Annotated in this window: 12 protein-coding genes; 4 read left to right on the top strand and 8 right to left on the bottom strand. The window is 70.7% G+C overall.

The genetic code is table 11. From position 1 onward, the window contains the following. The first annotated feature begins 27 nt into the window (after positions 1–27). The 3 genes from VFG40_RS05065 (at position 28) to VFG40_RS05055 (ending at position 2,782) form a co-directional block, all read left to right on the top strand. Entirely contained in the window at positions 28–714 is a 687-nt protein-coding gene (locus VFG40_RS05065) for a fumarylacetoacetate hydrolase family protein (RefSeq protein ID WP_324895557.1), read from the top strand. Positions 715–790: 76 nt separating this feature from the next. Continuing rightward, the gene (mscL, locus tag VFG40_RS05060) at positions 791–1,225 is read left to right on the top strand and encodes a large-conductance mechanosensitive channel protein MscL (protein ID WP_324895555.1); all 435 of its coding nucleotides are present in this window, start codon (positions 791–793) and stop codon (positions 1,223–1,225) included. Between the two features lie 117 nt (positions 1,226–1,342). Beyond that, entirely contained in the window at positions 1,343–2,782 is a 1,440-nt protein-coding gene (locus VFG40_RS05055) for a M20/M25/M40 family metallo-hydrolase (protein ID WP_324895553.1), read from the top strand. Positions 2,783–2,936: 154 nt separating this feature from the next. Here the strand turns inward: VFG40_RS05055 and VFG40_RS05050 are convergent, their stop codons facing one another. Next, positions 2,937–3,326, bottom strand: coding sequence for a hypothetical protein (locus VFG40_RS05050; RefSeq protein ID WP_324895552.1), 390 nt, complete (start codon positions 3,324–3,326; stop codon positions 2,937–2,939). A 343-nt stretch (positions 3,327–3,669) separates the two neighbouring features. Then, a complete protein-coding gene (locus VFG40_RS05045; protein WP_324895550.1) occupies positions 3,670–4,155 on the bottom strand; it encodes a MarR family winged helix-turn-helix transcriptional regulator in 486 nt (161 codons plus the stop codon). 63 nt (positions 4,156–4,218) lie between these two features. On the opposite strand from VFG40_RS05045, the gene VFG40_RS05040 reads away from it, so the two are divergent. Then, complete coding sequence (locus tag VFG40_RS05040; protein ID WP_324895548.1) at positions 4,219–4,740, top strand: O-acetyl-ADP-ribose deacetylase; 522 nt, start codon at positions 4,219–4,221, stop codon at positions 4,738–4,740. On the opposite strand, the gene VFG40_RS05035 is transcribed toward VFG40_RS05040, so the two are convergent. Genes VFG40_RS05035 through VFG40_RS05010 form a run of 6 tightly spaced genes read right to left on the bottom strand, consistent with a single transcriptional unit; the run spans position 4,727 to position 11,795 of the window. Continuing rightward, complete coding sequence (locus VFG40_RS05035) at positions 4,727–6,448, bottom strand: BatD family protein (RefSeq protein ID WP_324895546.1); 1,722 nt, start codon at positions 6,446–6,448, stop codon at positions 4,727–4,729. The genes VFG40_RS05040 and VFG40_RS05035 overlap by 14 nt on opposite strands. Next, positions 6,445–8,352: a VWA domain-containing protein gene (locus VFG40_RS05030; protein ID WP_324895544.1), complete on the bottom strand. Its 1,908-nt coding sequence runs from the start codon at positions 8,350–8,352 to the stop codon at positions 6,445–6,447. Before VFG40_RS05030 ends, VFG40_RS05035 begins: the two co-directional genes overlap by 4 nt. After that, entirely contained in the window at positions 8,349–9,335 is a 987-nt protein-coding gene (locus VFG40_RS05025; protein WP_324895639.1) for a VWA domain-containing protein, read from the bottom strand. The genes VFG40_RS05030 and VFG40_RS05025 overlap by 4 nt, the downstream gene beginning before the upstream one ends. Positions 9,336–9,337: 2 nt before the next feature. Further along, on the bottom strand, positions 9,338–9,868 hold the full coding sequence (locus tag VFG40_RS05020) for a DUF4381 family protein (RefSeq protein ID WP_324895542.1): 531 nt from the start codon (positions 9,866–9,868) through the stop codon (positions 9,338–9,340). After that, entirely contained in the window at positions 9,865–10,797 is a 933-nt protein-coding gene (locus VFG40_RS05015; RefSeq protein ID WP_324895540.1) for a DUF58 domain-containing protein, read from the bottom strand. Before VFG40_RS05015 ends, VFG40_RS05020 begins: the two co-directional genes overlap by 4 nt. Next, positions 10,794–11,795: an AAA family ATPase gene (locus VFG40_RS05010; protein ID WP_324895538.1), complete on the bottom strand. Its 1,002-nt coding sequence runs from the start codon at positions 11,793–11,795 to the stop codon at positions 10,794–10,796. The genes VFG40_RS05015 and VFG40_RS05010 overlap by 4 nt, the downstream gene beginning before the upstream one ends. Positions 11,796–11,919 lie beyond the last annotated feature (124 nt).

Below are 11,919 nucleotides of genomic sequence, written 5' to 3'. Positions count from 1 at the left end.
GGCGACTCGCCTGATACCCTTGAGCGCATGCCTTACGCCATCGACGTGCCCAGGATGCCTAGCCTGCCGATCATCGGCAGCCCGGCCCGTTTTCCACTGCGGCGGATCTTCTGCATCGGCCGCAACTACGCCGACCACGCCCGCGAAATGGGCGCGCCGGTGGAGAAGGACACGCCGCTGTTCTTCTGCAAGCCCGCCGACGCGGTGGTGACCGACGGCGCCGACGTGCCGTATCCGCAGGCCACCGCCGACCTGCACCACGAGGTGGAGATGGTGGTGGCGCTGGGCGCGGGCGGACGTGATCTCACGCCGGAGGCCGCCGGCGAACTGGTGTGGGGCTACGGCGTGGGGCTGGACCTCACCCGACGCGACCTGCAGGCGCAGGCCAAGGCAAAAAGCCATCCGTGGGACGTGGCCAAGGCGTTCGACCACTCCGCGCCGGTGTCGGCGCTGGTGCCGCGCGCCCAGGCCACGCTGGACGATGCCACCGTGCTGCAGCTGAGCGTCAACGGCGAGCTGCGCCAGCAGACCACGCTGGGCGACATGGTCCACAGCGTGCCGGAAATCATCGCCACACTGTCGCGGCTGTTCGCGCTGAAGGCGGGCGACCTGATCTTCACCGGCACGCCGGCAGGCGTGGCGGCGCTGCACCGGGGCGACCGTTTCCACGCCGAGCTGGTGGGCGTGGCCACCCTGGACGGACGCATCAGCTGACACCTCGCACGGCCGCGACAGCGGTTGCGCCACACCCAATCCGCCCGCCATCGGGCCAGTACCGGGAGAGACCAAGATGAGCATGATCAAGGAGTTCAAGGAATTCGCCATGCGCGGCAACGTGGTCGACCTTGCCGTGGGCGTGGTGATCGGCGCCGCCTTCGGCAAGATCGTCACCTCGCTGGTGAACGACGTGATCATGCCGCCGATCGGCCTGGTCACCGGCGGCGTCGACTTCTCGCGGCTGCGCTGGGTGCTCAAGCCCGCCGACAACTCCGACCCGGCGCACAAGGTGGCCGAGGTCGCGATCCAGTACGGCGCGTTCATCAACACGGTGATCCAGTTCATCATCATCGCGCTGGCGATCTTCTTCGTGGTCAAGGTGATCAACCGCATGAACCGCAAGCAGGAACAGGCGGCCGCCGCGCCGGCCGCTCCCGCCGCGCCGCCGCCGGACGTGGTGGTGCTGACCGAGATCCGGGACCTGCTGCGGCAGCGTCCACTGAACTGATCGTCCGCCAGCGCAGGCCGCGGCACCGCCGGACCTGCGCTGGCACGTCGTGACTTTTGGCCTAAGCGGCGCGCAGGCACGCGGCCATAATCGGGGTTTGCCCCCGGAGACTTCCCGATGCGCCGCTTCTCGCTCTCCCTGCTCGCCGCCAGCCTCGCCCTGGCGAGCGCTACTGCGGTTGCTGCCGATCGCGCCACCGCTATTCCGGCCAAGGCCGTAAGGACGGCCGAACAGCTGCGCGACACCGCCATGCACGACGGCACCGCATACGCCATCGTGCAGTCGCTGACCACCGAGGTGGGCCCACGCCTGGCCGGCGGTCCCAACGACCAGCGCGCCCGCGAGTGGGCGGTGGCGAAAATGAAGGCACTGGGCTTCGACCGCGTCTACACCGAGCCGGTGAGCTACCCGCTGTGGGAGCGCCGCAGCGAGAGCGGCGCCATCGTCGCGCCGTTCCCGCAGAAGCTCGCGCTCACGGCGCTGGGCTACTCGCCGGGCACGCCGATGGGTGGGCTGACCGCCGAGGTGATCGCGTTCCCCACGCTCGAGGCACTGAAGGCCGCCAGGCCGCCCGACGTGAAGGGCCGCATCGTTTACGTGGGCGCACGCATGACCCGGCAGAAAGACGGGCACGACTACGCGATCGGCTCGTCGGTACGCACGCAGGGGCCGGTGATCGCCCAGGACAAGGGTGCCGCCGGTTTCCTGCTGCGCTCGGCCGGCACCGATCCGCACAGCCGCGCGCCGCACACCGGCGTCACCGGCTTCACCGATCCGGCCAAGGCGATTCCCGCCGCGGCGCTGGCCGCGCCCGACGCCGACCAGCTCGAGCGCGTGCTGGCCTACGGCAAGCCGGTGCGGGTAAAGCTCGACCTGGATTGCGGCATCACCGGCCAGTACACCGGCGCCAACGTGATCGGCGAGATCACCGGTCGCACCCATCCGCAGCAGATCGTCGACATCGGCGGGCACCTGGACTCGTGGGACCCCGGCACCGGTGCAATCGACGACGGCGCCGGCGTGGCGATCGCGATGGCCGCGGCCAAGCTGATCCACGACCTGCCGCAGCGACCGGACCGCACCATCCGGGTGATCGCCTTCGCCAACGAGGAGATGGGCCTGTTCGGTGGTCGCGCCTACGCCGAGAAGCACGGCGCCGACGTGGCCAACCACCAGCTCGGCACCGAGTCGGATTTCGGCGCCGGCCGCATCTGGCGGATGAGCGCCAGCGTGAAGCCGCAGGCGCGGGGCGCGATCGAGCAGATCGCCAAGGTGCTTGCGCCGATCGGCGTCGCCTACGACGCCAGGGTAGCCGGGGGTGGCGGGTCTGATCTTTCGCAGATGCACGCCAAAGGCATGGCGGCGCTGTCGCTGACCCAGGACGGCACCCACTACTTCGACTGGCACCACACCTCCGAGGACACGCTGGACAAGATCGACCCGGCGGATCTGGCGCAGAACGTGGCGGTATACGCCGCCTATGCGTACATGGCGGCCCAGGCCGACGGCGATTTCGGCTCGGCACCCGGCGCGTTCCCGGGGGACGCTGGCGAGTGAGCGTCACCGGCCGATAGTGACGATGTCAGAGGCAGGCCGTGTCGCCTTGCGCGTGCGGTCGGAGCCTTTCGCCCACCGACGCAGCGCATGGGCGCTGCGCCGCTCGGGAACCCGACCCCCGCCGACGAGGCGGGCGGCCATGGGCAGCCGGGCGTCAGCGTGTGTAGTGCAGCTGGGCGTCCACCAGTACTTTCGGAAAGCAGAAGGTCTTCGGGCGAACCGTAATCGCCACCGGCATCAGCACGTCCTGCTGCACGCCGCCCACGCTGTCGCAGGTGGCGCCCTGCGCGAGCTCGTAGTGGATGACCCGTGCGGTGTACTGCGGACAGACGTCGCCACACGGGTATTCCGCCACCACGCGCTGGCCGTGGTAACGCCCGACCTCCACCGTGCTGTGCATCAGCTCGGCCTTGTCCCAGGGCTGCTTCGCATAAGCCAGCAGCGCCGCGTCATCGAGCGGGCCCGGCGTCGCGGCCTGGCTGGCGCACGCACTCATTGCCAGCAAGGTGAAGCTGCCGATCCATGTGGTGAGGTGGTTGCGCATCGCCGCCGTCTCCCTTGCCGAAAGGGGCAGCTTAGCTCGCGCCGGCGTGAACGCGGTGCCTGCGCTCCCGCACCGCCGGTGCCGTATCTGAAACGTCCCGATCCGGGGTGAAGCTGCAGGCGACACAGGCAACGCGGGGGCAGTGGCACGGAGGAATGGACGCCAGCGTGGCCGTTCGCGGTTACGGGGTAGAGGGTCGGCAGGCGAACGCCGCACAGGACGTTTGCGGCCAGCGGCTTGCCCCGGCCAGACGGCTAAAGGAAGCAGCTGCGCAAGGTGCCGGTAGATGCATGGCCAGGAACGCGCGATAAGGCTCCGATACACGGGCCCCGAGGCGAGGCAGTTACTCCTTGGCGTCCTCGCCTTCGACAGCATCCAGCTGCTCGCCCGCGCCCTGGTCGAGCGCCTGCAGGTTGTCCTTGATCCGGGTCATCACCGCCAGCGCCTGTTCCAGCTCCGCATAGCTGATGCCCCGCGTGGCGTCCTTGCGCAGGCCGCGGCCGATCTCTTCCATGTCGCCGGTGACGCTGCGCGCCTGCTCGGTGGGATGCAGTCGCCACGCACGGCGATCGCGCGGGTCGGGGCGGCGCTCCACGAATCCGGCCGCCTGCAGGCGATCGATCACGCGGCCGACGGCGATCGGTTCCATCTCCAGGTATTCGGCCAGCTCGGTCTGGCGCAGGCCTTCGCGGTGGCACAGCATCTTGGTGGCCCGCCACTGCGCGCGGGTCAACCCGAACTTCACCGCACGCCGATCAAAGTGCTTGCGAAACAGCAGCGTGACGTCGTTGAGCAGGTAGCCGAACGAGATGTCTTCAGTTTTCGCCATGTCGATCAAGCACTCCGAACCAGCCATTGCACCGAAGCATACGTGCCTGCCGATGGACAGGCCATGACTCTGCACGTGCGCCAGGGAGACCTCACGACACTGGCGGTGGACGCCATCGTCAACGCCGCCAACCCCGCGCTGCTGGGCGGCGGTGGCGTCGACGGGGCGATCCATCGCGCTGCCGGTGCCGCGTTGCTGGAGGCGTGCCGCGCGCTGCCGGAACACCGCCCCGGCGTGCGCTGCCGGACCGGCGAGGCGGTGATCACGCCTGGCTTTGTGCTGCCGGCGCGCTACGTCATCCACACGGTGGGCCCGGTCTGGCACGGCGGCGGACACGACGAACCGATGTTGCTTGAACGCTGCTATCGCAATGTGCTGGCGCTGGCCGACCAGCACGCGCTGCGACAGGTGGCGTTCCCCGCGATCAGCTGCGGCGTGTACGGCTACCCGGCCGAGGCCGCGGCACGCATCGCCGTGCACACCGTGCGGGCGGTACTCGAAGCGAGCCCCAGGCTCGAGGTCACGCTGTGCGCCCGCGATCGCGACATGGCCGCCGTGCTGCAGCGCGCGCTCAGTGCAGCTTGAACGGATACAGCGGAGCGAGCACGTCGCCATCGCCGCCAGCGCTCGGCCCCGCGCGCCAGGCCAGTCCCGGTGCGAACGCGGCGGCCACCGCCGCACGATCGACGGATGCGGCGTGGGCAGAAAAACGCGCCTGTTGCAGGGTGACGATGGCGTCGCGCTGCGCGGGCGAGTCGAGCGCTTCGGACAGCGCCTGCAGGTGACGGACTGATGGCCGCTCCGCCTGGGCCCACGCCAGCAGCGCAGCAGCCTGCGCGGCGGCATCGCCGGAGCGAACGGCCTGCTCGAACGCGTTGCGCAGCGCCCGTGCGGGCCGAGGCGCGGGTGCATCGGCGCTGACCGATCGGCGCCGGTGGCGTCGCCACCACCACACCGCCGCAAGCACCGCCAGCGTGATGAGCCACAAGCCGGCACCCAGCAGCGCCGCCCGCCGCCACGTGGCGCCCGCGGCGGGAGCGGCCGAGGCTTCCGGAGCGGCGCGGTTCGGCACGTTCGCCGGGCCCGAATCGCCCGTGCTCGATGACGATGCCGGCGCCGGCTTCGCGGGCGCCACCGAGCCATCGGCGGCGCGCACCTGCAGGCGATGCTCGGGGATGGTGGCCGTCTCGGCGCGGTCGGCCACCACGTTCCACCACCTTACGGTGACGGCAGGAATTACCAGCGTGCCGGGCTTGTCCGGCACGATCGCAAAGCCCTGCTGACGGCGCCCGACGACCCAGCCGCCGTCGGCGCGATTGCCGGTCACCGGCTTGTCCGGATAGGCCGTCGCGCCATCGAGCGCGGGCATGCTCAGCGCCGGCAGCGCCTCGAACGGCACGCCGGTCGCCTCCAGCGTCATCTGCAGGTTGAACGGCTGCCCCACCCGCAGCGGACGGCTGGCGTCGGGCAGCCCCTCCATCTGCAGGCTGAGCTGGCGCGCAGGCAACCACGCCGCCTGTCCCCAGCCCGCCGGCACGGGCTTGACCTGCACCTGCAGCGGGTTGCTGCGCGCCGACACCGGCGCGCCCATGCCGAGAAAGCTGTCGGGGTCGTTCGGATCGAGCAGGTCGCCCTGGAACTGCACCGGCGGAATATCGAGCGTGCCTTCGCGCTGCGGCAGCAGCACGTAATGGCGCTCGATCACGTTGTAGATGCGGCCGTTTCGCTCGGACTGGTAATCGGTGTCGCCGCCAATGCGGCTGACGTCGACGCCGTCGATGCGCGGGTCCGCCAGCGAGGCATTGGCGAGGTTGGCGGTGAAGTAGAGCTTGACGCTCAGCTGCAGCTGCTGCCCCACGTAGGCATGGTCCGGCTCGATCGCCGCCTCCACGAATACCGGGCCGTTCGGCGCGGCCGGATCGCCCGGGTCGGGCGTCCTCACCTGCAGCGTGAGCGCCTCCGTGGTCTGGTTGCCGACGGTGAGCGGGGGGATCTGCAGCGTGCCCTCGTGCAGCGGTCGCAGCGCCACGCCGTAGGAGTAGTCGGTAGTGACCTGGCCATTGCGAATGCTGGTGCTGCTGCCGCTGGAGCGACCAAGCACCTCGAAGTCGCCCTGCAGCGGACTGAGGTCAGGGCTCGCAAGCGGTGCGTCGGCGTGCAGGGTGAGGGTGACGGTGTCGCCCAGTCGAGCACTGCTGCGATCGAGCGTGGCCCGCACCTGCGCGTGGACCGCCAGCCACGGCAGCAGCCAGCCAAGCAGCACCAGGGCCACGCATCGCACTGAACGGGTCACGGCTGATCATCCTCCGCCGGCACGCCGCCGTGGCGCTGCCGGTACTCGAGTTCGAATTTGCGCCGCAACAGTGCGCCCGGATCGTCGGGCACGCGCTGCAGCGCCTGGCGCACCTGTGCCGGGAGGCGCGAGGTCGGGTCGTCGCTGTCAGGCAGGCCCAGCTGGTGGGGCCCGTTGGCCGGATCGGTGGTGGACCGGCCGTTCTTTGCCAGCGCCTGGTCCATCTGCTTCTGCAACGCTTCACGCGCAGCTTCCGCGCGCGCCTGTTCGGCTGCGCGCTGTGCGGCGGTCTGCGGCTTGCCGCCGGCGTCCTTGGGTTCGCCCTGCTCGCCCTCGCGTTGCGTCTGGTCGCCGGAGGTCTTGTCCGACGCGGTGCCGGGCTTGCCCGAGCCGTTCTTGCCGTTCTCGCCCGGCTTCGGCTGGCCTTGGCCGGGAGGCTTGTCCTGGCCGCTGGACTGGCCGTTCTGGCCGTCCTGCTGGCCGTCTTTGCCCTGATGGTCTTTGCTGTCGTCGCCGTTCTGCGCGTCCTTTTTCTGTTGCTGGCGGCGCAGCCACGCTTCCACCGCACGCTTGTTCGCCAGCGCATCGGCGTTGTGCGGGTCGCGCGCGAGCGCCCGGTCGTACGCGCCAATCGCCTCTTTGTAGCGCTGCTGCCGGGCCAGCGCATTGCCGAGGTTGTACTGCGCATCACTGCCGGGCAGTCCGGCCAGGGCCCGCTCCGCGCGCGCGTAGTCGCCGCGGCGGTAGGCCGCGGCGCCGCGCAGTGCGGGATCCTGGGCCAGTTTCAGTGCGGTCGCCGCGTCGCCTTGGCGCAGTGCCCGGGCGGCCTGCTGGTCGGGGCGCTGCCACAGGTCCTGCCAGCCGTCGGCGTGTGCCGTGCCCGGCAGCAGGGGCAGGCATGCCAGCGGCAACACCATCAGCCAGCCACGGCGAAAGCCCAGCGCCACCACCAGCAGCAACGGCAGCAGCAGCCACGGCCCGCGATCCTGCCATTGCTGGCTGTCGGCGGCGCCGGCGGCGGCGGAAGTGCCGTCGCCGCGAAGCTGCGCATGCAGCGCATCGATGTCGTCGTGGTTGGCGGTGATCGCGACGAACCGGCCACCACCGGCCGTGGCAACTGCACGGAGCGCCCCGTCGTCGCGGCGCGCCAGCTCGAGATTGCCGCGCGCATCGCGCAGGAACCCGCCGCCACCCAGCGGCACCGGGCCACCAGTGCGAGTGCCCACGCCGAGCACCGACACCTGAACTCCCTGCGCGCGCGCTTTTTGCGCCGCCGCTGCGGCAGCGCCGTCCACGCGGTCGGTGATCAACACCAGCGAGCCGCCACCGGCCTTGGCCTGGCTGATCAACGCCACCCCCTTTTCGATCGCCTGACTGGCGTTGTCGCCCTCGGTGGGCATGGTGTCGGGCGAGAGTGCGTCGAGCAGTTCGTTGAGGCTGGCCGCATCGCTGGTCAGCGGCGCCACCACGAACGCTTCGCCGGCGAACGCAATTAATGCGTTCTGCCCGGACTGGTTGGCGGCAAGCAGATCGCGCGCCTTGTAGCGCGCGCGGTCCAGGCGGCTCGGCGCCAGGTCCCGGGCCAGCATCCGTTGAGACATGGACACCGCCACCACCTGCGCCGCCCGCTCCGCGTACAGCGGCTGCGGCTGCCGGCTCCAGGTGGGGCCGGCGAGCGCCAGCGCGGCCAGCAGCCAGCCGAGTCCGAGCAGCACTCCGGAGGCGCCGCGGCTGGCGGCCTTGCCACTGAGCAGGTGGGGCAGGAGTTCGGCGTCGACCACCCGCGCCAGCTCGCGCACGCCGCGATCGGCGCGCGACAACGACCACAGCGCCAGCGGAAGCGCGCACAACGCGAGCAGCCACCACGGCCGCAGAAAGTGAAAGGCATGCACGGCCGCGATCATGCGCGCTGCTCCATCATCGTGCCGCGTCGACGCGGCCATGCGGCCAGGGCGAGCAACAGCGCGGCAGCCAGCAACGGCCAGCGAAACAGCTCATGCCGCGGACGCAGCGCCGGCGCTCGCTGGGGCATCGGCTCCAGCGCATCGATCGCCCGGTAGGCGTCGGCCAGCTGGGCGCTGTCGGTCGCGCGGAAGAACCGTCCGCCGGACTGCTCGGCGATGGAGGTGAGCATGCCGACATCGAGGTCCGCCGATGGATTGATGGTTCGGCTGCCGAAGAAATCCGGCACGGTCATGCGGTCGGCGCCGATGCCGATGGTGTAGATCCGCACGCCGGCCGCCTTGGCCGCCTTGGCCGCGTCCACAGGCGCGATGCTGCCGGCGTTGTTGACGCCATCGGTCAGCAGTACCAGCACGCGCGCCTGCTGCGGCAACGCAGCGAGCCGCTTCACCGATACGGCGATCGCATCGCCGATGGCGGTCTCGGTGCCAGCCAGGCCGACTGCGGCGCCCTGCAACTGGGCGCTCACCGCGGTGAGGTCGTAGGTGAGCGGCGTCACCAGGAACGCGCGACTGCCGAACAGCACCAGCCCCAGCTCGTCGCCGCTGCGGCGGGTAATGAAGTCGCTGGCGATGGCTTCGACTGCGCCGAAGCGGCTGACCTGGCGCCCGGCCAGTCGCATGTCGTCGGTGCGCATGCTGCCGGACAGATCCACAGCCAGCATCATCGAACGCCCGCTGCGCTGCTGCGATTGTGGCGGGCCCACCCATTGCGGGCGCATCGCCGCGAGCAGCAGGCAGAGCCACGCGATTGCCAGCAGCCACTGCCGCAGCACACTGGCAGGCGCAGCATCGGTGGCCGACAGCTGCAACCCCGCGTGCGGCAGATGCAACGCCTGCCCCGGCGCCGCAGGCCGGAACCATCGACGCACCAACCACGGCAACGGCAACAGCAGCGCCACCCACGGCCACGTGAAAACCGGCAGGTTCATGCACCGCTCCTGTGGCGAGGAATGCGACGGAGCATCGCGTCGCTGGCCGCCAGCGCCGCCAGCCATTGCCGAACCGCCACGATCACGCCGGCGCGGTCGAACGTTCCGGCGGGGCGATAGAGCGCGGCGTCGAGCTGCACCAGCTGCGAGACCGTGGGCTCCGAGACCTGCAGCCGTTCCAACGTATTGCGCCATGCGGAACCGGTCTGGGTCGCCGCCTCCGGATCGATCAGGCGCGCGGCGCGGCGCAGCAGCTGATGCAGCGCAGCGGCGAGCGCGCTGTCGGAGTCGCCCATGTGCCGCTGCTCAAGTGCATCGACTTCGGCCCACAGGCGCCGGCGCCGATGCGCTTGCTGGCGACGCCGATAGCCCGCTCGGGCAAGCATGCACAGCACCACCAGCGTGAGCACGGCGAGCGCCCACCATCCGGGTGCCGGCGGCCACCAGCCGGGCGGCGGCGGCAGATGGATGTCCCGCAGAACGGGGCCGGGTGGAGACCCGGACGCAGGCAGGCGGATCATCATCATCGGGCGCTGCCCCTGACACCGAGCAGCGCGGCCGTGCTCTCGAACGGCTCGTCCGCCGTGGTGACCGTGCGGCAGGCAACGCCCGCGCCGCGGGCCAGGTCCAGCAGTCGCGCGTGGCCGCTGCCGAGGACGCGCTGCAGGGCGTGTCGCTGGCGATCGGCGTAGGCCAGCCATTCGACGCGTTCGCCGTCGTGTTCGAGCGGATAGCGTCCTGGCGGCAGCGCGTTCACTTCCAGTGGATCGGCCAGCGCCAGCACGCCGAAGCGCGTCTTGCGCCCGAGCTCCAGCAACTGGCGCCGGGCGGGCTCGTCGCTGCAGCCACCATCGCTGATCAGCAGTACCCGGCTGGCGCCATGCAGCACGCGCCCGGCACGCTGCAGTGCGGCCGACAACGACTCGCCCGGCAGCGCATCGGCCCGGGCATCCCATTGCGCCAGCGCGCCGCAGACGGCGAGTGCACCGCGCGGCCCTGCTCGCGGCGTAAGCAGCTCGTCATGCGCGCCGAAACCCATCATCGCCACGCGCTCGCCGGCCTTGACCGCGCACCAGGCAGCCCATGCCGCTGCGCGGGCAGCCTGCACCGACTTGAACCGCGTTCGGGTGCCGAAACGCATGGCCGGGTGGCTGTCGATCAGGATCAGCAGACGACCTTCGCGCTCTTCCTGGAACAGCTTGGTGTGCAGCTTGCCGCTGCGGGCAGTCAGTCGCCAATCGAGCCGGCGCACGTCGTCGCCGCCCTGGTAGACGCGCGACTCGGCGTAATCCATGCCGCGTCCCTGCAGCCGACTGGCCTGCTGCCCCATGCGTCCGGCGCGGCTGACCTGCTGTGGCAGTACGGCGCGCCCTACCTGCGCGCGCAGCGCGAGAAGTTCAGGCAGCGAAACGCGGGTGCGACCATCTCCGGTGGCGTGTTGCTGGAGTGCGGTCACGGCAGCGGCACAAGGTCCAGCAGTCGGTCGATGACCTGGTCGGGCCGAACACCCTCCGCCTCGGCTTCGTAGCTGAGCAGAACGCGATGGCGAAGAACCTCGTGCGCCACCGCATGCACATCTTCGGGCAGCGCGTAGTCGCGCCCGTCCAGCCACGCGTGGGCGCGGGCACAACGATCCAGTGCAATGGTGGCGCGGGGGCTGCCACCCCACGCGATCCAGCGGGCCAGTTCGGCGCCGTAGCGACCGGCGTCGCGGGTCGCCAGCACCAGCTGGGTCAGGTATTCCTCCAGCGCCGGGGCCATATGGACCGCGAGCACCGCCTCGCGTGCCTCCATCACATCGGCACGGGTAAGCAGCGAGCGGGGCGCGGCGTGCGCCTGTGCATGGCGACTGGCCTGGCTGCGCGCCAGTTTGAGGATGGCGAGCTCCGCGGCGGCATCGGGGTAGCCGATCGTCACGTGCATCACGAACCGGTCCAGCTGCGCCTCGGGCAGCGCGAAAGTCCCCTCCTGCTCGATCGGATTCTGCGTTGCCATGACCAGGAACAGCTCGGGCAGCCGCCACGTGCTGCGACCGACGGTGATCTGCCGCTCCGCCATCGCTTCGAGCAGTGCCGACTGCACCTTGGCCGGCGCGCGGTTGATCTCGTCGGCGAGCACCACCTGCGCGAAGATCGGGCCCTTGCGCGTGGCGAAGGTGCCGGCCTCGTAGATGCGCGTGCCGATGATGTCGGCGGGCAGCAGGTCGGGCGTGAACTGGATGCGGCGGAACTGCGCCTGGCAGGCCGCGGCGAGCGTCTTGACCACGGTGGTCTTGGCGAGCCCCGGCACGCCCTCGAGCAGCAGGTGCGCGTCGCAGAGCAGGCCGATGAGCAGCCGACGCACCAGCTCGCGCTGACCGACCAGCACCTTCCCGACCTCGGCCTCGACCTGCCTCAACGGCTGGGCCGCTTCAGCGAGGGCGTTGGGCTGCGGCTGGGGTTGGGCGGCGGTCATGTCGGCTCCGGGCAGGAAGAGGACGAGCGGGACCCAGCCTGCTTTCTCCGCTCGGGATGCCAATCCCCACGGCCTTCAGCGAGGCCTCCAGAGAGGTACAGCGTCCATCGGATCAGAGCCGCCA

Origin of the sequence: Dyella sp. (genome assembly GCF_035685805.1) — a bacterium.
Taxonomy (GTDB): Bacteria; Pseudomonadota; Gammaproteobacteria; order Xanthomonadales; family Rhodanobacteraceae; genus Dyella_A.
This window is presented reverse-complemented; position numbering and strand designations above follow the sequence as displayed.